This is a genomic window from Paenibacillus hebaui (assembly GCF_051934385.1).
Taxonomy (GTDB): domain Bacteria; phylum Bacillota; class Bacilli; order Paenibacillales; family Paenibacillaceae; genus Paenibacillus.
The window spans coordinates 2767276-2793172 of record NZ_CP196836.1; the positions used below are offsets into that span (position 1 = coordinate 2767276).

Here is a 25897-nt window from a genome sequence, read left to right on the forward strand (position 1 = left end):
TGAAGGATCCATGCTGCACTCATTAAAGGCCATACAATCCTACAAATCAGGCACGACCCCAGAGGCCAAGCAGCAACCCTGGTTGCAGTTGCTTGCGGCGGCAGAGAAACCAAATATTAATCTGGAACGAATTCATTCCATAGCAGAGCTTGAAGGTACGAATCCGGTATTGGATTATGTAGAGCGTACACTCCAGGTATTGGAGCAGCTTCGTGTTTCGTTTTGGGTACGAGAAATTCTGGAGGACGTGCTGGTCTGGTCGGAAACGGCAAAGGCAGGTTCATTGAAGCAGCGTCGGATATGGCAGAAGCAGGGCATCAATCTGTTCGTGCACAACGTGGGGTCTGCCCAATTATATGGCATGTACGGTAATGCTCATCATCTGGATGACAAGAGTAGTAGGGACGAATACACAAAGTCACTCCAGCCGGAATCCCAGAGCGATTCCCCAAGTGACCATCTGAGCTTGAATTTACATCTATCCCACACACCCCGGCACGAGATCGTTCGTACCCTTATTGCTACACATGGACTTATTGGTCAGTACATAAGAGGCGAAATCCCCTTTGCCGAGAATGCTCCGTTACATTCGTTCATTACACAAGGGTGGTTAACCGCAGACGAATTACAGGCCATTCTGATGGCACTGAATGAGTGTATTATCGCAGGTGTTGATTCAGCGCTATGGAATCAGGTACAGCCTGAGGTACAGCGCATCGTAGGCTGGATTATTACACAATCAGAACACACAGACTGGACCGTGAAGGAACGTTTATCCCGCTTGAGAAGTTCGTCTATTCGGCAGGGGGAAGCGATAGATGAGGTGTATGCCAAACTTCAAACCCAGCTTGATGTAGAGAAGGCATTGGCACCTCTGGCTCATCGAACCTTATGGTATGTAGAGTCAGCTATGCAGGATTTTTCGTTGCAGGAAATGGTAAAGATTTTCCTTTTGACGCTTCGCAGTGAGGGAATGGATTCAGCGTTTCAGGAGCAGCAACCCGATGCAGTCCGCCATATTAGCTTCGAACCGTTGATGAATACCATGTATTACGACTACAAAGGTGTCAAAAAGCTGAATATCTACAAGAAACGAATGATCGAAAAATATTTGGATGAGTATTCGTGGGCGCTGATTGCAGCAGGCGAAGAGATCACTTATCCGCATCTAACTCATCGTGTTGAGCGTCATTCTGATTTACCGGATACGGTGTTCATGACCTTTGAATTTTCACCGGCAGCGGAGAAGCTGATTGCATTCTGTATTGAGGCAGAGAAGTCTCCGTTATATGAGAAGGCTGTGCTCTTGTTATTCGACCTGTTCGGGCTGCGCCGCGATGCGTATGATCGATTCCATAATGAAGAGACGTATCTGGCTGACATGAACAGTTCAGGCGATTACAAAAAAGTGCTACTGGACTACATCGTGGGCAAGCGCGTACTGGATATCGGTCCGGGTGGCGGGATCTTACTGGATCTCATCGAGCAGGAACGACCTGAAATGGAACCCATCGGCATCGATATTTCAGCAAATGTCATTGAAGCGCTGGAGCGTAAGAAACAACGGGAGGCACACCGCTGGCAAGTGATAAAGGGCGATGCCCTTCAACTGGATCAATATGTGCAGCCAGGCACAGTGGATACGGTCATTTTTTCATCCATTCTGCATGAATTGTATTCCTATATTGAGCTGGATGGTCGGAGATTTAATTCCGACACGGTCGTGGCTGCGCTGAGAAGTTCGTTCAATGTGTTGTCACCGGGGGGGAGAATACTGATCCGGGATGGGATCATGACGGAACCTGAAACACAGAAACGGCGTATTCGCTTCTTGGAAGCGGACGGCATACATTGGCTGGAACGATACGCAGAGGATTTCCAAGGGCGCCATATTGAATTCGAGCGGATGTCGGAAGACGAGGTTTTGTTGGATATCAATGATGCCATGGAATTTCTGTACACGTACACATGGGGTGAGGAAGCGTATGTCCATGAGATCCAGGAGCAGTTCGGCATATTTACGCCGTCAGCCTATGAGAACTGTATTCGTGAAGCGTTGGGAGAACAAGCCGAAATGATCACATTTAAACATTTTCTTCAGGAAGGATATACGGAAGCTCTTGGAGAACGAATTATATTTATGGAGGAAAATGGTCAACTTGCACCTTTGCCAGACAGCACCTGCCTGATTGTCATTGAAAAGAAGAAGGGAATGGCGGACAGATGAGGAACGAAGCCAACACGGCTTTGTATTTTGTAAGACACGCGGAGTCTGAGTATATGGAGGGTCAAGAGCGTGAGCGAGGCTTGACAGAGCAAGGGAAAAGGGACGCGGCAACGGTCGCGGATCTGCTCCACCGGGAGCAAGTACAACTGTTCTATTCAAGCCCCTACAGGCGGGCGGTGGATACGATACAGGGATTGGCGGAAGTGTCAGGCGGGATTGTGGTAACAGAGGAAGATCTGCGGGAACGAACACTGTCGGGTTCGGAAGTGCGTCATGAGAACTTTCGCGAAGCCAAACAACAATTGTACCTTGATCCCACTTTTTCTTATCCAGGGGGAGAGTCGGGTGAAGAGGCTGTTTCGCGGGCAATGGCTGTTGTGCAACGAATTCTGGACAGACATCCGGGTCAAAAAATTGTGATTGGTACACATGGGGACGTTATGACCCTGATTTTGGGTTCTTATGATCCGTCCTATGGTTATGACTTCTGGGCAAATACAACGATGCCGGATATATACAGATTGGAGTTTGATCGGGAGAGTAGATTGATTCAGGTGACCCGATTGTGGGAGGAACAGAGCGAGTTTCTGTGAGTAACACGTTCGAACGACGATAGGAGGCGATGATGCTGAACCTCAAGTTGATAGGGTCCGTTTTGGAGCAGCAAATCCGTTTCAATGACGATAAAAGTTTGTTTTATGATCGGGGCAAGTCTGCATTAGGGCCATCTCCGCGAACGTTGTGCTGGCTATTGAAATATCGCGCTCAAGTAGCAAGAGCATGGCATTCTCCAACCATTTTACACATCATCATCTCAAGTCAGACGGTGAACCGGAAGTATACGCTCGGAAATATATGGAACTGTTAAGAGCGCTAAAGCCTGGAGGTTCCTTCTTCTATGCGCCGAGTGTTCCTTTCATAGAGTCATTCATAGATCAACTTCCCCAGTACTTTGTACACCGAACCCGGATAACACCAACACAGCAAATGACGCGAATTATACGACTGGACTATTGAAAAAGGGGAGAGATGAATGAAAATTACATTTATGCCGGATACATACACTGTTGAGGAGTTGAAAGTTCCTCAACTGCACGACAGAACGTATTGCATATTCGATCTTGAAGGCACAGGAATTAATCCGGCAGAGGAAAGTGTGACCCAATTTGGTGCGTTGTACCACAAAAAAGGAGAACCATTAGATTCATCGTTCTCTTCACTTGTGCGTGCCACCAAACCGATTCCAGAGGCGGTCGCGAAGCTAACAGGCATTTCCAATGATGATATGATCAAGGCTCCTTCGTTCGCAGAAGGATATCAGGCATTCCTGGAATTCATCGGGGATAAGGTACTAGTAACCCAGGCGGGGTACGAGTATGATTTGCCTATTCTTAAACGTCACTGTGATCTGTATGGGCTGCCGATGTTGACTAATCCGGTTCTGGATACAAAAGCAATGTTTACTTATATTCATCCTGAAATTTCGGAGGTTATCTCTACGGACTTCCTGATCCGATATTACGACCTGAGTACAGAGGGAATTCACAGGCACAATGCCTTAGCGGATTGCGGTGTGATTGCCCGGATTTTTGAGCATATCCTGAAGGAGTACGAAGAACTTGCATTGGATCATTTTACGGCAGACCGGGGACGTGAGATGAAGCGTTTTGTTATACCCGAGATGTATAGGACAACAGATCAATAGGAGGGAAGCAGGATGAGTAGAGCGGACGCGGATAAGTTACTGGCTGATCTGAATGAGGGGATAATCTTAAGTCAGCAGACATTTGAAGGACTGGATGTGGACGGCTACCTGGATGAACGGGATGCATCCGAATTCGCCGATGAGTGGATGCAGGCATTTGAACAATTTGTTCCGGGTTCTGAGGTAGCGGAGGAAGAAGTACTTCGTGCATGCAGGGAGCTGGCGTTCAAACGAACGCTTGATTATACAAGAAATCCTGAATTATCGGGATATGAGAGTGATGATATTGGTTTGATTGGTGCTTTCCTATTGCAGGACGAAGTTCCTGGTTCGTTTGTGGATCAGCTATTGGAAAGTTATCGTCAAGGTACACTGCCCCTGCGTTAAGCAGGGGTTAGTCTAAGTTCATGCGTTGCGTTTGTATAAAAAAATAGCCTCAAATGTGTATTGTGAGTCTTACGCAGCGTAAGGTACAATTCACCTAAGTAATAGATGAGAATGATAATCATTATTCTTCAGACACATTCTCACGCTTACAACAACAGATTACATAGGGGTGAAGGTATCATGGTAAGGTTTAGTAAAGGGTTCAAAGGGTGGACTATCCTATTGCTGCTCATGGTTGTAGTTATAACGGGCTGTGGTGCAAAGTCCGATTCGAACGCAGAACAGGCTCCTGCATCTGAAAATGCAGCTTCTGGTGAACGTACATCTGAAACACAAGCAAAGGTGGAAACCCGTGTCGTTAAGGATGAATTTGGAGATGTGACGATTCCAGTTCAACCGCAGCGGATTGCCGGAATTTATGTAGAGGATTATCTGAAGGCGCTCGATATTACACCTGTGGTGCAGTGGTATAACCCGATGTGGGGCGTGCAGGAATATCTGGATCTGGATGTGCCGCGATTCGATTTGACCGGGAGTATTGAAGCGTTGCTGCAATATGATCCGGATCTAATTATTGTGGATGGAGTGGATGCAGCAACATATGAAATGTACTCCAAGGTAGCACCAACGTATCGTTTACCTGAGAGCATTTTGCAGGACTCCAATCAGATCTTGAGAACCATTGCCGATGTTGTCGGTAAACCGGAAAAGGGTGCAGAGGTGGCGGCAGCATTTGAAGACAAGATTGCAGACGCCAAGTCAAAGCTGCAGGAAGTGATTGGAAATGAAACAGTAGCCGTTGTTCGCCTGAATGTGACCGAGAAGACGTTAGCTTTGTTTGGCGTGAAGAATCGTCTTACCGGATTTATCTATTCAGATGTTGGATTAACAGCTCATCCCTTGGCAGCTAATATGAAGGAATATCAGGAGTTACTGTCAGAAGAGGCGATTCCGGAGCTGGATGCAGATCACATTATTGTGTTCCCTTCCAATGGGATTTGGTCTTCCAAAGAGAATCAGGCGGCCATCAAAGTATTGGACGGAAAGTTGTGGCAGTCCCTTCCGGCCGTTAAAAACAAACATGTGTACATGATGGAAAGATCGCACTGGCAATCGGGAGCCGTCATAGCGAATTCGATGAAAATTGATGATCTCTTGGAAAAAATGACTCCATAAGCATAATCCCATAAGAAAGCTCTTCAGTCAGGGTTGAAGAGCTTTCTTTTTTCGTATACACTTTAAATGATAATAATTCTCAGTTAAGGACGATGAATATGTGCCACTCGATAGTACAACTGATTCCTAAGCCCTGGCTATGCTCACTTCAGCATATGGAATACGTAGAATACAACAGACCCGATACAGATAAACGTTTGGTATATAAGATGTCGGCTTGTCATTCCCTATTCGTCATAACGTGTGGGAAAGGTTCGATGATTTGCTCAGATCGGGAATCTTATTTGGAAAAAGGAATGATTATGTTGGTTCCAGCTGAAACCTCCATTCGGATAGAGGGCTCCAACTGGACAGAAAGTGAATTGCAATACTATAGGCTTGATCTGATGGTGGCTGAGTTGAAAGAAGTGACTTCGAATTCTCTGCATACAAGAGACACTGCGGAAAAGCCGGCACTTCCCAAATGTACAGATTCTCCGACAGTACTACCTCTTTTTCAGCTGAATTACAGTCCGTGGAGTTCCTGCCTGGCTTCCTTGGAACAAATACTGCGTCAACTGACATCTGGTGATTGGCAGGAGCAATGGGAGGTACAGCTACGTTTCCAAGAGTGGTTCCGAGCCTTGCTTCGCCAAAGTGATCCCGGGAATGAAGTGAGGGATGAACGCGCACGGCTTCAAAGTTCAATTCGCTATATTCGTGACCACTATGATCAGGCCATAACGGTTGACGATTTGGCGGCCGGTATTCGGCTTACCAGAGCCACTTACACCCGGCAATTCAAAGAAATCACAGGCAAGCTTCCGCTTGATTATGTAAATGCTGTTCGGCTGGAGCGCTCGAAACAGCTATTACAGCTGACGGATGATCGTTTGCATGATATTGCACAGAATGTTGGATTCAGCAACGAGTATTATTTTGGTCGCCGTTTCAAGCAATATGCTGGTATTTCACCAGGCTTGTATCGCCGCCATTACCGTCAAGACGTACGTGTATTTGCTCCGTATCTGGAAGACTTTGTGCTGGCGCTCGGGGTAACGCCGGTACTGCAATGTTCCCATCGTTCCTGGGGCAGACAGCATTATTTGGGATTGGATGATGTACCCGAATTCGATGTAAGCCAGCAGGATGCCCAGTTTAATGTGGCGAATGTCCCTGAATTTATCATGCTGGATAAGGGATATGATAGATGGAATCTGGATCGCTTTGAGCAGGTGGCACCTACGTTTTACGTGGATCATCTGGGAGAGGATTGGCGCTCCATTTTGAAATCTACAGCCGATGTGTTGGGGAAATTGAATCGGGTGCAGGATGTAATCGGTGCTTATGAAGATAAGGCACTGGAAGCCAAGCGTCGGTTAGCGCGTTATGTGCGTGGTCAGACGGTAGCTTTGTTGCGTATATCCGTGTTGGACATTACACTTTATGGGGAGCAGTATGGTTATGTGGGACCTGTGATCTATCAGGATCTTGGATTAACTCCGCATTCCTGTGTGCAGCAATGGACCAGACATGAACGGAGGATCAGCATTGGGCTGGAGCAATTAAGTCAACTTGAGGCGGATCATCTGGTTATTACGTTTGACAGTGTGGATTCTGCCATGTCTGGAGATGAGCGCGAGCTGCTCGATAGAGACGAATGGAAACGGCTTCCTGCAGTGAAGCGTGGCCATGTATATGAGGTTGATTTTATGACCTGGATGAACTACGGTGTGATATCCCATGGGAAGAAGATCGATGATATACTGCGGTTTATGGGCTGAATGATGCAACATCTGAGAGAAATGTTAATTCGAAAAATCACGAAAAAATCACATTCTCTGCAAATTCACAATTGAATTATGCCTGAGTACTGCAAACGGATTTTTTCATCTGCGTTCTTCATCATCATGCCGACTCGTTCCATAATAGTTTTAGATCTACTGATAGACCCCTTCGTTGGACTTTGGACGTGATATATTTGTAATGTGGAAATCGAGCGAGAATGAAACGCACAGCTGCACAATGCGGCATATGACTGGGGCGTTCCTCTTCTCGCTTTTTCCGATTTCTTGAAAGCTGTGGTTAACTATACTTTCTTTTTAGAAAATAAAAAGTAACTTATTACAATAACCAAGATTCCTAAAACTGAATAAACTATCTTAAACGTATCATTCTCAAGTTGAGTCACAAAAAAACCACCCATTGCAATAGCTAGAATTAATAGACCAAAAGGCACTCTGTGTTTCAAATTAAAACCTCCTGTTGTATATATTTGGTTGAATTATAACGTATTTTAGTATAGTGTATCCTTGTGCCAAATATTTGAAAAAAAGGATAGCAGACATGAATTGTTCTTTCAAGAGGACTATTTCTAGTATTGTTGCCTTGCTATTGTTATTGAATTTGCTGAGTAGGAAAAGGTCTTATACCTTATTGAAGCTATCCCTGGTCCTGAGTTGATTAGTGCAGCGGGGCAGGAAAATCAAAAATTGGAAACGAATACATAGTTTGATCTGCCTAAAATAGGTTGATGATCGTGATTTCAACATTCGAGTAATGAAAGTATCATAAAACTAAAAGGAGTAACTTTTACTATGGAGGATTTACAAAGTTTTGTTTCAGATTACACAAAAGATAAGAAACATTTACAGCTTGTTATCGGGATTGTTAGGGAGGGAGATGTTGAATACTATTCATTTGATAATAATAAAAAGAAAAGTATGATCCCTCCTGAACATATGTTGTTTGAAATCGGCTCCATAACCAAAGTTTTTACATCCATACTTTTATTAGAAATGGAACAGGAAAAACTGGTTTCCTCAGATGACATTGTGGGTAATTTCGTGCAAAACGTTGAAAACGATTATTTGAATAAAATTACCTTGAAAAGTCTTGCTACTCATACCTCGGGATTACCGATATTGGCAACCAACCACATTTTGTCTAAAAAAAGATCGAATCCTTATTCAATGTATACCGAGGAAGATTTAACTGCTTTTTTATCTAATGCCGACTACACGGATAACATTGGTTCGTTTGGATATTCCAATATCGGTGTGGGCTTACTGGGAAACATTCTATGTAAGGTGTCAGGAAGTACATATGACGAACTGTTAAAAAAATATATAACGAGTCCATTAAGGATGAATGAGACAGCCGTTATGCTTGATTCAGAACAGAATGGCAGATTTTTGAATGGACATGCTTCAACCGGGAAAAGAGTCCCTCATTGGGATCTTTCCATACATGAAGGAGCTGGGGGAATTAAGTCATCTGTTAGCGATTTGAGTTTATTTGTCCAAGCCAATCTAAAGGATGATAATCCGATAGCCTCTACACTACAAAAAAGTCATCTCCCTATATGGATCGGAAATTCAAACCTTATTTTGGCTGGGGCGAGGATAAACTTCTAGATAAAGTTATCCTCTGGCATAACGGGGGTTCAGCTGGTTTTAATAGTTATCTGGCTTTCAACAAGGAACTCCGTGTAGGAGTTGTATTGCTATCCAATTATTCTTTTTTCTCGAATCATATTATGGATTATTATTTTGCTCAATTAATGAAATTGATTACTAAAAAAGAGCCTTCTCAAGGAACTATGATAGACTCTACAGGTATAAAAATATTGGAAGCAATCATGCGGAGAGAAACGACATTAAAGTAACGGGGAACGATAGCAGCATGAACCACCTGATCATTAGGTGGTTTTTCTTATGTCTAAAAACGTCCATCCAAGATAACTAACACATGATAAAAAGGGAGGACGAGGTAACGACCTCCCATTCCTCTAGGGTGGGAAGAAAATCGACGATATCCTGCAGTTTAAATAATACTCCCATTCCAGTATATGGTTATGTTATGCTAGAGAGTAAATTTTCAAATGAAGAAAGGAAGAGTGCTATGCCGAAAAAGATCTTGACCTCGTTATTAATGGTAGCTTTGATGGGTATGATCTCTGTTCCTGTTACGGGAACATCTATGACTACTACTGTTGCTGAATCGTATGAAATATCGGGCGAAACTCTACCTGATAACTTACGATATGATTCTGAGCATCCAGATATAATTTACGTGAAGGATTGTGGGGTCTTCAAGAAAGTAGATTCGAGTGTAGTCGATTACAGCGAAGAAGTTGTAGTAGATGATATACAAAAAGTAACAGACCAAACGAATGTAATTGTTGCTTACGATGCAACGTATATCAAGAAAGGTGAATGGGAATAACTCATCATTTAATCAAGAGTGTGGAAGATTTCTTTATCGATTTAAGAGTCAGAAAGTTTACATCCTGTTTGATCAGGTGCTGACGTTTCAAGGTACGTCATACTAAACAAGTGATGCTCCTTCAGCTAAGGCTGATGGGGCTTCTTTTTTTAGTATGACGAATGAGCCCATGTGAGCGGTAGATAGGCTTGTTTAATCGTATTTAGTATAGCGTTTACAAAAAAACATCATAACGAGCACAAAATGCGGAAGCGGATGTCCTTGACTGCAGGTTTGCGACATACCATTAACTGAAGGGTGATCCACAAGGGTGGAAAGCCTTTAAGCATAGCCATGTATGGCGGATGGGAGAGCTGTAATGACGAAACGGGTAATTCTGTTGGAAGAAGGTACGGCAGAGATGAAGGGGCTGATGGGCAGTACAGGGGCTGAGCTTGCCGAGCTATTACATGCAGGTTGGTCTGTACCAGCCGGATTTGTTGTAACAACAGAATGCTGCCGCGAGTTTTGTACCCGTCTTGGACATCTTTCCGCTGAAGGGGTTGAAGAGATTGGCAGCGCTATTCGGCATCTGGAACAGCAAACGGGAAAATACTTCGACCATTCCGAGAACCCGCTCTTGCTTGCAGTACGTTCCGATGGAGCCAGTTCAATACAGACCGTTAAGAAATTATTGCTTCATGTAGGCCTGAACGATATTACTGTAGAAGGGCTCGCTCGTCAAACGAAAGATCGGAAGTATGCACTGAATTGTTACCGGATGTTATTACAGGATTATGGTCAGCTGGTACATGGAATTGCGTATGAATGTTTTGAGGAACGAGTGGGTGACAGCACGATACTGGATGAAGCGAAGCTTGAAATGGCTATCGCAGAATATAAACGCTTAATAGAAGAGCGGGGACGTAAACCTTTTCCTCAAGATACCCAGCTGCAATTACAGGAAGTGATTCGTGCCGTTTTTAATTCTCAGTGTGTTCCCATGTCCAGAGAGCAAGCGGATGTTTATCGCAAATCCCATTATGGTGCTGCGAAGCAAGGATCGCCTGTTCTTATACAAGCGATGGTCAATGGAGAATGTGGGGAACGTAGCGGTATTGGAACAATATATTCTCGTCACCCGGTTACCGGGGAACAGGGCATCACTGGTGAATACATCTCATCTGCTGCTTCCCGGAATGTGGACCGCGGTCTAGAACAATTACTGAACGAAGCGCCTGAACTGTATGGACTTCTGCTAGAGGTAAGCAGCCAGTTGGAGAAGCGTAGAGGAGCGGTTCAGGAGATAAAATTTGTGGTTGATTCAGGAACGTTGTATTTAATGCAGGCCGGTCAAGCACGGTTAACCTCTATCGCTACATTGAAGAGTGCGGTGGATCTGGTTCATGAAGGTGTAATCACCCATGAGGATGCGCTGCTGCGTATTGAGCCTGGGCATGTGACGGAAGTAGCTAATAGCTGGACGGAACAAACGACACCTTTATCACCGGAGCTGCAACTTCTGCTTGAATGGGCAGATGAAGTGAAGGAACTGACGGTACTTGCCAATGTTGATCATCCGAGGGATGCCATCACGGCACGGGCGCTTGGGGCGGAGGGAATTGGCTTGTGCCGGACAGAGCAAATGTTATTGTCTCCTTCACGTCTTCCTTATGTGCAGAAAATGATTCTGGCGGACAGTGAGTCTGAGCGTAAACGTGGATTGGAACGTCTGTTACCGATGCAGCAGTCTGATTTTGAACAACTCTTCGAAGCGATGGATGGATTCCCGGTAACCATTCGATTACTCGACCTGACGTTACACGATCTACTACCGGATTTGGAAGTGTTGGAAGAGCGGTATGAGCAGTTGCGGATAGGGGGAGTAGTGGGAAATAAAAGTGAATTGGAGGAACTTGAGCGCGTAATCCGCAGAGTCCTTGAATTGCATGAACGGATTCCGATGCTTGGACAGCGGGGCTGTCGGTTAGGTATCATGTTCCCGGAAATCGTTGATATGCAGCTTGAAGCGGTCTTCCGTGCAGCGGTGAGAGGCATTCGTCAAGGATGGTGGGTACGCCCTGAGATTATGATTCCGCAGGTAGATCATGCGAGTGAAATTCAGACGATGAGGGATCTGGTTGATCATGTAGCGGATCAAGTGCTTGGTGAGGAAAAACGTCATTGCCTCTACAGGGTGGGTGCGATGATTGAAGCTCCAAGAGGGGCGCTGACCGCAGCTCATATCGCTCGCCATGCAGACTTCTTGTCGTTTGACACAGATGATCTGACTCAGATGACGTTTGGCTATAGCCGACATGATGCGGAGAAGCAATTCCTTCATCCGGATGTAGAGCGTCGCCTGCTTCCAAGTAACCCGTTCGAGGTATTGGATATCGAGGGAGTTGGGCAGTTGGTTGAAATGGCTGTTACCCAGGGGAGAATTCGGAAACCGCATCTAAAGGCAGGCATCTGTGGTGAGAATGCAGCTGATCCGGATTCCATTGCTTTTTGTCATCAAATTAATCTGGCTTACGTAAGTTGTCTGCCAGAGCAGGTACCTTTTGCACGTATTGCTGCTGCACAAGCAGTCATAAGGGCGCAAAGGCAGGGCGTAAACATACTGAACGGAGAGATATCAACGACAGCTTAAGGTTAGATTTCAGGTAGGATATAATGTGAGGTAATTGGATCAGCAGTTTGAGCTGATTTGTTACCTCTTTTTTAATTTGGAATAAAGAACATTACGCGCTGGAAGAGGAGAGAGGTATCTAAACATGACCATTCATGATCTATGCATTCAAGCCGTCTTTATCGACCGAGATGGCACGATTGGTGGCACAGACGATATAGGTTATCCCGGAGAGTTGGAACTATATGATGGAGTTGCTGATTCCATCTGCAAATTATCTGAACACGGCATTAAAATGTTTGGATTCACAATCAACCGGGTATTACTGACGGCAAATCAACGGTTGAAGCTTTTCAGCAGGAAATGAGGCTATTTGGCATAGAGCACACCTATGTATGTCCTCATCCTGCCAAAGCAGGGTGTGAATGCCGCAAACCAAGACCAGACATGCTGATGCAGGCAGCACAGGAGCATGATCTCAATCTTGAACAGTGTGTTGTCATTGGAGATCGCTGGTCTGACATGACTGCCGCCCGTTCTGCTGGCTGTATATGCGTTCTGGTATTGACTGGAGCAGGAGCAGAGTCGTTAGAGAAGAATCGTTGGCGCTGGCAAACGTTGGAAGTGGCCTTTTTGGCAACTGATTTTAACGCTGCTGTACAGTGGATCCTACAACAACGGGAAGGGACAGTCGAGGACCTCATGATTCGTCAGGCCTGTGTTGAAGATGCGCCTTGGTCATGGGAATAAGACAGAGTTATACTGGCCAAGGCATTGGCAAAAAGCTCATGTCAGCGATGGAAGAATGGAGACCAACTGCGGGCATTATCCGGCTTGAATTGACTGTCATGAGCCATAATCTTTATGCAATAGCTTTATATCGTCATGTTGGTTTTCAGCAGGAAGGGAAAAAGCTGAGGTTTTTGTTGGTTAATGGTACATATGTAGATGAGTTTATTATGAGTAAGCTTTATGAGGAAAATAACAACAGTGGCTTAACGCTCTAGGAAAGATCGATTTTCCAAACCAAGTGTGGTGGTAAAACTTTTTTCTTGTTTGCTGAACATCCCCACATGGCTTAAAAACCATAAAACTGTTATACTGAAATATACGTTTTGTAAAATCAACGTAAAAATTTCAGATAAGGGTTGAAAACGACCATGTATAATTCCGAAAATAAACGGACCTCATCACGGACCTTATTTGCCGTGTTATTCATTCTTATGTTGCTGAAGCTATCGCTTTTACGGTATTTCTTTTTCCAGGGGCTGTCCGGGGTTGGTTTCGTAACAGACGCACTCGGAGCCCTGACCGTGGTATGCATTCTCGATCTGATCGTGCCAAAAGGCTGGAAGCGTCCAGTGTACGGATTCTTCAATGTGCTGTTCTCGCTGTTATTGTTCGCGGCGACACTTTATAATGCACATTTCAGTTCGGTTCCCACATATACGGCGCTGAGTGAGCTGGGGCAAGTCGCCCAGGTGCGAGGCAGCATCGGACCTCTGGTCCGACCTGTGCACTTCCTGTTTTTTGTGGACATTGTAATCGCACTGTTTGTATGGTTCATCTCGCGGCGAGGCACGGCTGGACGTAACGGCAGTTACCGGGATAGCGGATTAACTTTCGGCAGAAGTCGGAGACGTTACTGGAGCAAGTTGGGCGTAGTGCTTACCGCTGCATTTTGTATTGTGCTGTCCGGCAGTTTTATCGTCAAAGGGGAAACGATTGATAATGAACTCGTTCGAGCGGAGAATCTCGGATTTCTGAATTATCAGGTATCGTCGGCCATTCTGATGAGCAAAGAGAATGAAGCCATTGCGAATGGCAATATTAACGAAACGATCGATAAGATCAACCAGCTGGTTAGCAAGTATCCTTATCAGAATAAGGCAGCACAGGGCTCAGAGATCAAGGCCAAATATTTTGGTCAGGCCAAAGGCAGTAATTTGATTGTACTCCAATTGGAATCTTTCCAGAATTTTCCGCTCAACGCTTCACTGGACGGTCAAGAGTTGACCCCGGTACTGAATGATCTGGCCAAAGAAAGCTATTATTTCTCTCATTTTTTCCAACAGATCGGACAGGGAAACACATCGGATGCCGAGTTCATGTCGAACACGTCCATCTATCCAACCGGGGTTGTTCCAATGTCAGCGGGATACAGTGACCGCGAACTGCCGAGCCTGCCCAAGTTACTTGGGAAAGAGGGGTACCAGTCAGAAACATATCACGTCAATGACGTAACCTTCTGGAATCGGAACAAAATGTATCCGGCACTTGGATTCAACCGATACTTCGATAAGCCCAGCTTCCAGAATGACAAGTTTAATGATTTTGGGCCATCGGATGAAGAATTATATCGTGTAGGTGTGGAGAAAATGACCGCGCATCAGGCTGCGAATCAGCCCTTCTATGCTCAGTTCATTACGACATCAAGCCATTCGCCGTTCACGGTTCCCGCAGATCGCGCGCGAATTACGATTCCCGCTACCATTACGAACCAATTGCTTCGCGATTATCTGCAAGCAATTAACTATACGGACTATGCTATCGGTCAACTCATTCATGAATTGAAGGCGAACGGATTATGGGATAATACAACACTTGTACTCTATGGAGATCACTTCGGATTACCCGCTGACGAAGAAATTACACAGCAGATTCAGTCGAATCTGGGTGTCCCTTATGACGGTAAAGTGAGCCGTTTCAATATCCCGCTCCTGATTCACACGCCGAAACAGGCCAAAGGTCAAGTGATTGAGCAGCCAGGCGGTCAGCTGGATATGTTGCCAACGATCATGAATCTGATGGGTGTTTCGCTCGAGGATGAGAAGTTTACTGCCTTCGGACATGATCTGCTCAACATGGATCGCAATGTGTTCGGTATTCGGTATTACTTGCCGACAGGTTCATTTGTCAATAATGACATCATGTTTATTCCGGGTGCAGGCTTTGATGATGGAACGGCCTACTCGCTGAAAACATATGAACAGGTAACGAATCTGGAACCATACCGTTCCGATTATGAGCACGTACTCAGCTTGATGAAGCTGTCTGACGAGTATGTGAAGTTGTTGCCCAAACGTGCGCCATAACGAATTTCTACAAATCAAGAAAGATTAAGAAAAAACGTCACCAGTCTAAGAGCTGGTGACGTTTTTTTTTTGCATGATCGAAGCATGGTATGGTAATAAGGAGATATATAAGTTTGAAACTGTAATTATTAATGTTACAATGGAAGAAGGAAGAGAGTGTAATACTCGCAGGACTCATTAACCTAACAGACGAGAGGATTGAATATATATGAAACTGAGTGTACTTGAACATGGACATATCAATGAAAGCCGGAGTGTACAGGATACCTTGCAGGAGACCGTAAAACTTGCCCAACATGCGGATAAATTGGGATTCTCCCGTTTCTGGATGTCGGAGCACCACGGCAGCGGAGCGCTGTCCTTTTCCAGTCCTGAAGTTATGATTGCACATGTGGCTGCCCATACAGACAAAATTCGGGTAGGTTCCGGCGGTGTAATGCTGCCTCATTATAGTGCCTATAAAGTAGCTGAGAACTTCCGGCTGCTGGAAGCATTACATCCAGGGCGAATTGATCTGGGGATAGGCAGAGCACCAGGAGGCATGCCCATTGCCAGCAGGGCTCTGAATGAAGGTAAATCGTCGAACGTACAATTCTTCCCGCAGCAGATTGCGGATCTGGGTGGATATTTCCACGAACAGCTGCCCGAGGATCATCGGTTTGCATCACTGGTTGCCGGACCATCGGTTCCAACGGTTCCCGAAGTTTGGCTGCTCGGTTCCAGTTCTGAAGGGGCGCGAATTGCTGCGGCGCAAGGGACATCGTATGCATTTGCTCAATTCTTCGGAACACCAGGCGGCGAAGAGGCGATGAAGCATTACCGCAGACATTTCAAGCCGTCCATCCTGAATGACAAACCACATTCGATGATTGCTGTGTCGGCATTCTGTGCGGAGACAGAGGATGAAGCTGCTGATCTTGCTCGAAGTAATGAACTTTTCTTCCTGCGTCTCGGCAGGGGGCTGGAGCAGAATTCATTCCCGTCCTTAGAGACGGTGAACAACTATCCATTTACGGCGATGGAGATGGAACAGATCCGTCAACGACGTTCTTTTTCCATCGTGGGCACACCAGATCAGGTGAAAGACAAAATCACCGCAATGGCTGAACGTCATGAGGCAGATGAAGTCATTATTGCATCAGCGATCCATTCGTTTGAGGCACGACTGCGTTCATTCAGCTTGATTGCAGAAGCCTTTAGTTTGAAGCAGGATTAATTGAGGTAGAGCGGGAATTGATAAAATGAAATGGCTGGAGCCTTGTGAGGCAAGGTTCCGGTTATACTCTTGCATAGTCAGGGAGAGGAGAGATTCACATCCGCAGATGTGTCATTAGTGATATTCATGGCTGTTATGACGAATTTAATGCTCTGCTTGAGCATGTAGCCTACAATCCGGAGCAGGACGAACTGATTTTATTAGGTGATTACGTTGACCGCGGGCCAAAGAGCAAACAGGTCGTTGAACAGATTATGCAGATGCACGAGCAGCACAACATTATAGTGATTAAGGGCAATCACGATGCGATGATGGTTAAAGCACTGACTCATGACGTGGAGGAGTATGACAAACACTGGATTCGAAATGGCGGGTTACATACATTAGCCAGTTATGTGCAGGTTTCTTTTGACGAGGAGCAGATCGATTGGAATGCTTATGCTGAAGCCAAACAGTGGATACGTACACACTTTGAGCATCATCTTCGTTTTCTGGAGCAGCTTCCGCTTGTGTACGAAATTCCTGGTTATATCTTTGTACATGCAGGGATCAACCCGGATGTGGAGGACTGGCGAACCCAGCCAGAGCAGGATTTTATTTGGATTCGGGAGCCGTTCTATACAAGACCAACCTCGCTTAAGGAGACGGTGGTATTTGGGCACACGCCTGTAACGCACTTGCATGACGGTTCGGGGGTCTGGTTTGACTTGGGCTGGGACAAGATTGGCATCGATGGCGGATGTGCTTACGGTGCCCAACTGAACATGCTGGAGATCGGTGAAGACGGAAGCGTACAGACCTTTTTTGTGAAAAAGGGAGAGACCCCTCAGGGTCCCGAGGGTTAATCCACGCGCCGAATTTCAAATAAATCGTTATTTCTTCTGACAATTTGAGGACAGACATGTTGTTGTGTTTTTTCAAGATCTCATCGAGCTTGCAGTGTAGTGTGACTTTATCGAAATTCATAATGATCCTCCAGCAAAATTATTTGAAATTTTAGTTGAATATGGTTGCACTTTTAAAGTGCAGGTGCGATGGATGAGAGATGAGACAACGAGAATGAACCAACAGGCTGCAATACATATTGTTAAGGATAAGCCAGTTTGGACTGAACTAGCTACATTGCCTGAAGGAATTCATTTTTTTGTAAAGGTAAAAGAAGAAATCGGGGGATAACAGCGATCGGAAGAGCGATTCGTAACCGGAACGGCTACTTCCTCACTACGTCATATTGTACTCTCTGAGAATGATTTGCAATCAATTCGCTGTAAAGGGATTGGAATTAGACCCTATTAACGCTATAATCAGTAGGGTATGGTTGAAATATTACATTATTATTCTAAATCAGAATTGACGGAGGGCTATTATTATGGAAAAAGCGTTAATCTTCGGTCACAAAAATCCCGATACGGACACGATCTGCTCGGCAATCGCCTATGCGGATTTGAAAACAAAATTGGGTCAGGACGTTGAAGCAGTTCGTCTCGGCGACGTCAACGGTGAAACTCAGTTTGCACTGGATCAATTCAAAGTTGAAGCACCACGTCTGATCAAAACAGCTGCGAATGAAGTAAATAAAGTGATCCTGGTTGACCACAACGAGCGTCAGCAAAGTGTGAGCGATATTGAGGAAGTGACTGTTGTTGAAGTCATCGACCACCATCGGATCGCTAACTTTGAGACAAACCAGCCTTTGTATTTCCGTGCAGAGCCTGTAGGTTGTACGGCAACCATTTTGAATAAAATGTACAAGGAGAACGGCATTGAAGTCAGCGCACCGATTGCTGGTCTGATGCTGTCCGCGATTATTTCCGACTCTTTGTTGTTCAAATCCCCAACTTGCACAGAGCAGGATGTAGCGGCTGCACGTGAGCTGGCTGCCATTGCTGGTGTGGATGCAGACAGCTATGGTCTGGATATGCTGAAAGCGGGCGCGGATTTGAGTCAGAAGACGATTGCTGAACTGATTTCCCTGGATGCAAAAGAATTCGTAATGGGTCAATCCAAAGTGGAAATTGCGCAAGTTAACGCAGTTGATGTCAACGATGTACTCGTGAAACAACCTGAACTTCAAGCAGCGATTGAAGCAATCATCTCAAGCAAAGGCCTCGACCTGTTCGTATTTGTCGTAACCGACATCTTGAATAACGATTCCGTTGCACTGGCTTATGGTGGTTCCGTCAAAGCTGTAGAGAAAGCATACAATGTGACGTTGTCTGACAGCAGAGCGCTGTTGAAAGGCGTAGTATCACGCAAATCGCAAATTGTACCCGTTCTGACCGAAGCTTTCAACACACTGTAAAATAGACGATCCGACGTATAACCAATACGTTCAGATACGGTTTTAATATTTAGTTAACCATCCAAGCCTGCTCTGATCTGTTATAGGTCAGGACAGGCTTTTTGGTTGAAGGAGAGTCCTATGATAATCAAAAATGAAAAGATTAAAGCAACCGAAGTCCAGTTGACTGGCCTGAACGGTGAAGATCTGGGGATTATGTCCACGCGAGATGCACTCCTACTTGCCAAGCAGAACAAGGTGGATCTGGTATGCGAGTCTTTAATGACCAGCCCACCGCGATGCAAACTCATTGGGGCCGGAGCGGCAAGACAAGAAGCGCAGCAGGAAAAGAAAAAAGCGGGCAAATCACCCGAGAAACGTAAAGTGAAAGAAATTCGGTTAAACTTACAGATGGAAGATCATGACCGGGAGACGAAGCAATCTCAGGCGGAGCGTATCCTCAAGAAGGGTGACTCCGTGAAGCTAGTCATACAGGTGCATGGTGCCAAAGAAGGAGCAGCAGGCAAGGAATGGGCAGAGCAACTGTGCAAATCGCTGGCTGAATTCGGCAGCAAAACAACAGGTGTGCAGGTGAGTGGCAAACAGGTGGTTGTACAGCTGGACCCGCTTGCGTAGCATGTTCGTACTTTGATGAGAGAAGCCCCGTGATATAGCAGTTGAGCTGCTGCTTCACGGGGCTTCTTCGTATCTGAATATCTGTATAACATGTCAAACGGCATTCTTTCGGCCTATTCAGGTTCGTAAATAACGGCTGCCGCCAATACGTACATATAACTGTCCAGGTAAGACGGGGGTAGAAGTCGATGGATTCATGTTATTACTATTGGCAAAACGGGATAGATATAAAAAGTCTGGATAAATGACCGTATCCATTAAATAGGCAGATACTGTACTTCCGGGAATACGGTTTTGATTCAGTGTACGAATAATTTCCCTCCCGCTGGCAATCCCGATCCCATGACCATAATATCGATCTTCGCCCAGCATAATGGTGTTTTCGCCCTGCCATTCTGGTGTTTCTGGTGATACGTCCGGGTTTTTGAAATACAGTACATCACCTGGGAGGGCAGTGTCACTGCCGTTCTTTTCGGTCAATCGCAGATCGCTATCGTAATGCCAATCAAACAACAGCAGGTTATGAAACAGCGAATTGAAAGCATCCTCACGAATGCTTCCCAGTACTCCACCATACAGTACAATGACTGTGGCTGTTGCACATTCAAAGGCATATAAATGACCATTCCTCCAGATGTCGCGAATTCCATTCGCAGGAGTTACATTAGATCTTAGTTCGAAGCCACCCTCAGCATTTAGGTTCCAATAGGCGGGATTACATCTGGATTTCTCGAATGAGGCAAAACTGACCCCGCTTCGATCTAACCCCTCTGCTGCATCAACAAGAGACTCTCTCAATGTCCATTCAAAATGAAGATGGTCCATGGATTGATAAGTATAGATCGTTGAACTATTCTGAAGCTGCTGTAACCAGTGCCAATCAAATGCAGACCAATCCGAGCGCACCAGGTTAACCGGTTGATTCGCAACAATGATCATGATCCATAACCTCCAATATCGTTTGGATGTTCAGTCTTGTATAAAGGGGGGTACACAAGTATTCTTTAGTATATGATGCGAGATGTGTGGATCTGTATGTCTACACGTACAGTCCGAGGAGAAATTTGTTATAAATTGTCGATTATTGCCCAGAATTTTGTCCGACCCCGTTTAAAAATTATGGCATTTGGGGTAGTACTCTATAGATGAAGTTATGTGCAGGTCGAACTGTTCATACGGAATATATTCAGATTTTAATAAAAAGGAGAATACGCAGTGTCGAATCCAATTACAGAGAATCGGTCTCTGTTTGAACAATTGTATACTCATGCACCCATCGGCATTGCTGTTGCTTCGCATGTGAACGGGTGTTGGCTACAGCTTAATCCGGCATTTTGTGAAATGTTGGGGTACATTGAAGATGAACTGATTGACACTTCAATTGTACATATGATTTACGAAGAAGACATGGAGCTGGAAAAGTTCCGTCGCAAGTTCTGGGAAATGACGAATGGAGCATGTCTCATGTATGAGACGGAGGTTCGTTTGAAACGAAAGGATGATTTTTTGGTATGGGCGACAATCCGGGCCTGTATTGTCAGGGATGAAGCGAATGATGAGCCACTATACCTGCTCGTGCAGGCGGTGGATATTACGAAGCAGAAGCATGCCGAGAATCATCTTAATGTTCAGCGCAAGCAGTTGGAGGAAAGCAGCCGAATCTCTCGATTACTGGCCGAATCGTCGCTTGACCTGATTGCGATACACCATGCCGATCCCGAGCGGACGTTCAAGTACGTATCTCCAGCCTGCAGAAGCATGTTGGGATATGAACCAGAAGAAGTCCTTGGTCAATCTGGCCTGTTCTGCATTCATCCCGACGATATTCCTCTGGTTGAAGCTTATGTCGCTGGACAGATCCAGGGGCTGGCTCCTGATCGAATCAGTTATCGGCTCCAGCATAAAAATGGTTCTGTCGTATGGGCAGATACGATCTCCCATTATGTATATGACAAGCAGGGTAATCTGCAGGAGATGATCGCTGTGACCCGTGATATTACAGCCAGCAAGCAACAGCAATTAAGCCTGCAGGAATACCAGTCTTTGTTTGACTGTAACCCACTGGGTGTTGCTTCACTGGACCTGGACGGTAACTTGCTGAAGGCCAATCAAGGTCAGGAGCAATTGACGGGACATACCAAGGAGGAACTTCTTAACCAGTCCTTTGATCATCTCATTGATCCGGCGGATCTGGAGAAGACGAGATATCACTTTGAACAGACGGTGAAGGGGATCGCCCAGAGCTACGAAATTGGTATGATCCACAAAGACGGACAGCGTATTGATGCGAGTGTCATTAATGTTCCCATTTTGCTCGAAGATCGAGTAGTTGGTGTGTACGGCATAACCAGTGATATTACGGAGTCCAAAAGGTATGTAGAAGAAATTGAAAACTTGAGTTACGAGCGAGCACTAATTCTAAATGCCTTGTCTGAAGGGGTTATTGGCTTGGATCAGAATGGAAATCTGATATTTGCCAATCCGATTGCAACAAAAATGATGGATTTCTGTCCCAATGAAATGAAAGGCAGATCGCTTGAGGAGATTATGTTACAGATGCAAAGTGAAGGTATCCCTTATCCGTCGAACGGTACTCCGATTCTTCGGGCTGTCCGTGAAGGGCGTGGTATTCAACGTTCAGAGGCCGTGTTCTGGAAACAGGATGGGTCCAGCTTCCTCGCAGAGTTTCAATTGAAACCGATCATGGATCAGGGGAGCATTCGCGGGGCAGTATTGGTCTTCCGCGATATGACATCGGTGAAGGAGATTATTCGTGCCAAGGAAGCGGCTGAACATGCCGATCGGGCAAAGTCTGAGTTTCTGGCGATTATGAGTCATGAGCTCCGTACACCGTTGAATGGAATTATGGGTATGGCTCATCTGTTAATGGAAACTAAACTGGATGACGAACAAATCAGCTTTGCTGAAATTATCATTGGGAGCGGTGAATCACTCCTGTATATTCTGAATGAAATTCTGGATTTCAGCAAGATTGAAGCGGGCAAGATGGATCTTGAACGTGAGCCTGTTGATATTAAAGCGGTTCTGGGCGGGGTCATGGAACTATTCTCATTCAAAGCATCGGAGAAAAATATCGAGCTTTCCTGCGAGATGTCCGAGCACATTCCTGAACGCGTAAGAGGGGATGAGACCCGGATCCGTCAGATTCTGATTAATCTGGTAGGTAACGCGGTCAAATTCACGGAGAAAGGCAGCATTCAGGTGTACGTGAACGTCAAACCCGTGGGAGATCACGATGAAGATCACCTCATCTTATCCTTTACGGTCAAAGACACCGGAATTGGGATTCCTTTCGATAAGCAACATCAACTGTTCCAGTCCTTCTCACAGCTCGATCCAGCCATTAATCGCAAATATGGAGGCACGGGTCTGGGGCTTGCAATCAGCAAAAAGTTGGTAGAACTGATGGGCGGAGCGATCGGTGTGCAGAGTGAGACAGGTGAGGGAGCAGAATTTCACTTCACTCTATTACTTGAAAGATGGCAAGATGAATTGAATGATAGAATCGAAGAGACGTTGGATCATGATGAGAAGCTGGATCGAACAAACCTGGCAGCGGGTATCAAAATTCTGGTAGCTGAAGATCAAGCGGTGAACAGCCATTTGCTGGAGGAAATGCTTCGTAAGCTTGGCGGAGTATGTGATATCGTTACCAATGGCGAAGAAGCGGTACGAGCTATGGAAAGGGAACGCTACGATCTTCTGTTTATGGATATTAAAATGCCTGTTATGGACGGGATTGAAGCCACCTGTAAAATTAGAAAAACACACCCTGAAATCCCGGTCATCACGGCCATAACAGCATTTGCTGGATCGAATGACCGCGAAGCTTGTCTGGAATGTGGGATGCAGGATTTCATCAGCAAACCATTCAATTCAACGGAGATTAGCCGTGTGTTAAACACGTGGGTACCATATATTCGATCCCAGCAGGGACGCTGATTGGCGGTGGAACAGCAATTTAATCATAAAAAATAACCTGCCCATGGTTTTAAGGGTGCAGGTTATTTGGCGTTACATCACGGTAAATGGCCTTGACAGATGTCAGGACCACCCTCCAATTAACCCCGAAAGGGTTACGCATTCGTCATCTTCCAATTCAGCAATCAAGGTAAGTTCTTCGTTGTCACTTGGGTCAACTGAGAACAATTCACGTCGTCCGTCTTCGTGCACAATAATGACCAGCTTATTGCCGCTTTTTGTATCAAACTGGTACTTCACTCCGATACCAGGCAATGGGCATTCTCGAATATTCATAAAAACTGTCACCTCTTTGGCTTTTCCATAATTAAGTTTAACCGTTCATACAGTACGGATGTATTCTACTATCCATAACACGGTTTGGCAAGTCGTTAACCAAATTGTGGTTACGGAACGAATACGTTCCGTACTACATTTAATTGCTCCGGCGCTGCCTGGCTCGTCTGCGACGGACAAAAAACCAGATGAGTAATGCAGCGATCAACACCAAGGCAATGACTGCTGTAATGATAATATTCCGAATATTCGGAACTTGTACAGTCAAATCCAGTGTATTCGGATTGAGTGGTGAGACGTGCCAAATTAATGTTTTCCCATGATCTTCAACCAGATCTGCGTTGGAATCCTGGGCTTTGATGGGCAGTGTCAGTTTAAAGTCAAAGTTCACATCTTTCAGCAATAGGTTTTTAAGAAAACCCGGTACCTTGTTAATCTGGTCTTTGATCTCCCCATCCGGCATGGATTTCATGAGATCTGCTTCAGCAGTAATATGCAATTTGGAAGTGAAGAAGCCGGGCACAGTCGACTGCTCAATCTGGATTCCTTCCTGCAAGTTGGAAGTATCGAAGCTTGTTGTACTTTTTTTCTCATAATGTGTTGTAGCTGTGAGTTTTTTCTGATCACCTTCATCGGAGACCTGTGCCTGGAAATTGTTCTTATTCAGGGTGTCTGCGAGCAGTGTCATGAGATTGTCTTGTCCAATCTTCCCAAGGGCAGAGTCGGTTACGCTGAGATTCAGATCCAGATCCGTTGATCCGTCCATATTAACGGTTACATGGGCTTCTCCAGCGGCACAGGCGGATAGTATGGACAGCATAAGAGTTAGTAGTATTGCTAGTAATAACTGACGATAAAAGGGGATTCGAGTCGACATTCTGTTCAACCTTTCTGCGTATAATCCAATTCCAATTCATAGAAGTATAGTATACACCGTAAGGGTGGCGGATGAAACTTTGAACAGCGAAGCGGAAATCAGTCATTCCAAAAGGGAAGTTTGAACCTGGATCAGATCAGAGAGAGCATTCAGGAATAATACCAGCATTTTGCCATCAGTGATGTAAATGAAGTGCAAAAGTTAATCTCTGTTTTGAACATTTGGATGCGGATACAGTGGTTGTGGAATAATCGTTAAGGGGAAATGGACATAAGACAGAATGAATATGGAGATCATTGATTTATTAAAATTGAAGATTTCGTATTTTTGTCAATGTTCGGTCAATTCAAGAGGTGTTTCAGCGTGTAAACTGGTAGTAGTGTGAAGAAATACGGAGCAGGGGGGTTACATTCATGACATATATCATTATTATGGCTGTTATTATGGTTGTGGGAATGGTCGGAATGGGCTGGTTCTACAAGATAATGGACAACGACCAACACTAGGTTGTATTGAAAGAGAGTATGAACAGACAAGCCTATAAGCTGGCTTCGCAAATGATGCGAGGCGGGCTTATTTGCATATAATCCCAAAAAGTCTAGCTATTCGAAGGCATCCAACACCAATGGGGAATATAATAACGCGTATGATATCTGGCTGCACGACATTGGCAATGCGACCTGGTCAAGCAAACCCACCGAGGAGATCATGATCTGGAATGAATGGACTTCCGGGGTAGGTCCTATTGGTTCCAAAGTATTCTCGGATGTGTCCATCGGTGGACAAACCTATGATCTGTATCGCGGCCAGATTACTGAAAACGGTGTGCATCAATGGTGGGTATACTCTTTCCTGAAAAAGGCCAAGTCTCCTAACCAGTTTAACATCAACGTCAAAAACTTCACCGATTACCTGATCTCCAAAAATTACTTTACCAACAGCAAATATGTCAGCAGTGTTGAATACGGAAGCGAAATTACCAAGGGCAGCGGTCAGATCAACTATTCCAACTGGTACGTGAATGTTCAATAATTGCTTCGTTTTTCAGCAATGTTTCTGATTCAGATTCAATGACATGGAGATGCTGCTCGGTAGGAAACCATTTCCTGCGGATGCAGCATCTTTTGCTTGCGTTTGGTATCTGACATTCATGTGTAACATACGTAACGAGAGATGTTGTTCCATTTGACCCATGGACAAAT

The 25897-nt window shown here is 45.2% G+C and carries 22 protein-coding genes and 1 pseudogene; 19 read left to right on the plus strand and 4 right to left on the minus strand.

The genetic code is table 11. The features are described from left to right. Positions 1–10 precede the first annotated feature (10 nt). From ACR32F_RS12825 to ACR32F_RS12850, 6 genes are all read left to right on the plus strand, one after another. Positions 11–2227, plus strand: coding sequence for a class I SAM-dependent methyltransferase (locus tag ACR32F_RS12825; RefSeq protein ID WP_440119052.1), 2217 nt, complete (start codon positions 11–13; stop codon positions 2225–2227). Then, a complete protein-coding gene (locus ACR32F_RS12830) occupies positions 2224–2820 on the plus strand; it encodes a histidine phosphatase family protein (RefSeq protein WP_440119053.1) in 597 nt (198 codons plus the stop codon). The genes ACR32F_RS12825 and ACR32F_RS12830 overlap by 4 nt, the downstream gene beginning before the upstream one ends. 440 nt (positions 2821–3260) lie before the next feature. Further along, positions 3261–3932: a 3'-5' exonuclease gene (locus ACR32F_RS12835; protein ID WP_440119054.1), complete on the plus strand. Its 672-nt coding sequence runs from the start codon at positions 3261–3263 to the stop codon at positions 3930–3932. 12 nt (positions 3933–3944) lie between these two features. Next, positions 3945–4319, plus strand: coding sequence for a hypothetical protein (locus tag ACR32F_RS12840; RefSeq protein ID WP_440119055.1), 375 nt, complete (start codon positions 3945–3947; stop codon positions 4317–4319). A 180-nt stretch (positions 4320–4499) separates the two neighbouring features. Beyond that, positions 4500–5495, plus strand: a complete 996-nt coding sequence (locus ACR32F_RS12845) for an ABC transporter substrate-binding protein (RefSeq protein ID WP_440119056.1) — start codon at positions 4500–4502, stop codon at positions 5493–5495. A 296-nt stretch (positions 5496–5791) separates the two neighbouring features. Further along, entirely contained in the window at positions 5792–7258 is a 1467-nt protein-coding gene (locus ACR32F_RS12850; RefSeq protein WP_440119057.1) for a helix-turn-helix domain-containing protein, read from the plus strand. A 305-nt stretch (positions 7259–7563) separates the two neighbouring features. Here the strand turns inward: ACR32F_RS12850 and ACR32F_RS12855 are convergent, their stop codons facing one another. After that, positions 7564–7725 carry a hypothetical protein gene (locus tag ACR32F_RS12855; RefSeq protein ID WP_440119058.1) on the minus strand — a complete coding sequence of 54 codons (162 nt, stop codon included), beginning with the start codon at positions 7723–7725 and terminating at the stop codon, positions 7564–7566. Positions 7726–8071: 346 nt separating this feature from the next. On the opposite strand from ACR32F_RS12855, the gene ACR32F_RS12860 reads away from it, so the two are divergent. The 11 genes from ACR32F_RS12860 (at position 8072) to infC (ending at position 19540) form a co-directional block, all read left to right on the plus strand. After that, positions 8072–8890, plus strand: coding sequence for a serine hydrolase domain-containing protein (locus ACR32F_RS12860; RefSeq protein WP_440119059.1), 819 nt, complete (start codon positions 8072–8074; stop codon positions 8888–8890). A gap of 487 nt (positions 8891–9377) precedes the next feature. Further along, complete coding sequence (locus tag ACR32F_RS12865) at positions 9378–9701, plus strand: hypothetical protein (protein ID WP_440119060.1); 324 nt, start codon at positions 9378–9380, stop codon at positions 9699–9701. A 358-nt stretch (positions 9702–10059) separates the two neighbouring features. Next, entirely contained in the window at positions 10060–12333 is a 2274-nt protein-coding gene (locus tag ACR32F_RS12870) for a putative PEP-binding protein (RefSeq protein WP_440119061.1), read from the plus strand. A 124-nt stretch (positions 12334–12457) separates the two neighbouring features. Further along, the gene (locus ACR32F_RS12875; protein WP_440119062.1) at positions 12458–12679 is read left to right on the plus strand and encodes a hypothetical protein; all 222 of its coding nucleotides are present in this window, start codon (positions 12458–12460) and stop codon (positions 12677–12679) included. Beyond that, positions 12676–13062: an HAD-IA family hydrolase gene (locus ACR32F_RS12880; protein ID WP_440119063.1), complete on the plus strand. Its 387-nt coding sequence runs from the start codon at positions 12676–12678 to the stop codon at positions 13060–13062. Before ACR32F_RS12875 ends, ACR32F_RS12880 begins: the two co-directional genes overlap by 4 nt. Then, on the plus strand, positions 13053–13319 hold the full coding sequence (locus ACR32F_RS12885) for an N-acetyltransferase family protein (protein WP_440119065.1): 267 nt from the start codon (positions 13053–13055) through the stop codon (positions 13317–13319). The genes ACR32F_RS12880 and ACR32F_RS12885 overlap by 10 nt, the downstream gene beginning before the upstream one ends. Positions 13320–13472: 153 nt before the next feature. Further along, positions 13473–15407: an LTA synthase family protein gene (locus ACR32F_RS12890; RefSeq protein WP_440119066.1), complete on the plus strand. Its 1935-nt coding sequence runs from the start codon at positions 13473–13475 to the stop codon at positions 15405–15407. Positions 15408–15615: 208 nt separating this feature from the next. After that, on the plus strand, positions 15616–16623 hold the full coding sequence (locus ACR32F_RS12895; RefSeq protein WP_440119067.1) for an LLM class flavin-dependent oxidoreductase: 1008 nt from the start codon (positions 15616–15618) through the stop codon (positions 16621–16623). A 113-nt stretch (positions 16624–16736) separates the two neighbouring features. Continuing rightward, positions 16737–17468: a metallophosphoesterase family protein gene (locus tag ACR32F_RS12900; protein ID WP_440119819.1), complete on the plus strand. Its 732-nt coding sequence runs from the start codon at positions 16737–16739 to the stop codon at positions 17466–17468. A gap of 524 nt (positions 17469–17992) precedes the next feature. Then, positions 17993–18925, plus strand: a complete 933-nt coding sequence (locus ACR32F_RS12905; RefSeq protein WP_440119068.1) for a manganese-dependent inorganic pyrophosphatase — start codon at positions 17993–17995, stop codon at positions 18923–18925. Between the two features lie 120 nt (positions 18926–19045). Next, positions 19046–19540 (plus strand): translation initiation factor IF-3, encoded by a 495-nt coding sequence (gene infC / locus ACR32F_RS12910; protein ID WP_440119069.1) that lies wholly within the window; start codon positions 19046–19048, stop codon positions 19538–19540. A 117-nt stretch (positions 19541–19657) separates the two neighbouring features. On the opposite strand, the gene ACR32F_RS12915 is transcribed toward infC, so the two are convergent. Further along, positions 19658–20479, minus strand: a complete 822-nt coding sequence (locus ACR32F_RS12915; protein ID WP_440119070.1) for a protein-glutamine gamma-glutamyltransferase — start codon at positions 20477–20479, stop codon at positions 19658–19660. 276 nt (positions 20480–20755) lie between these two features. On the opposite strand from ACR32F_RS12915, the gene ACR32F_RS12920 reads away from it, so the two are divergent. Continuing rightward, entirely contained in the window at positions 20756–23503 is a 2748-nt protein-coding gene (locus ACR32F_RS12920; protein WP_440119071.1) for a PAS domain S-box protein, read from the plus strand. Between the two features lie 102 nt (positions 23504–23605). Here the strand turns inward: ACR32F_RS12920 and ACR32F_RS12925 are convergent, their stop codons facing one another. Then, on the minus strand, positions 23606–23818 hold the full coding sequence (locus tag ACR32F_RS12925) for a hypothetical protein (protein WP_094937532.1): 213 nt from the start codon (positions 23816–23818) through the stop codon (positions 23606–23608). A gap of 139 nt (positions 23819–23957) precedes the next feature. Continuing rightward, on the minus strand, positions 23958–24695 hold the full coding sequence (locus ACR32F_RS12930; RefSeq protein WP_440119072.1) for a hypothetical protein: 738 nt from the start codon (positions 24693–24695) through the stop codon (positions 23958–23960). Positions 24696–25298: 603 nt separating this feature from the next. On the opposite strand from ACR32F_RS12930, the pseudogene ACR32F_RS12935 reads away from it, so the two are divergent. After that, positions 25299–25727, plus strand: a pseudogene (locus tag ACR32F_RS12935) (GH12 family glycosyl hydrolase domain-containing protein); the annotation flags it as partial. Positions 25728–25897: the final 170 nt, after the last annotated feature.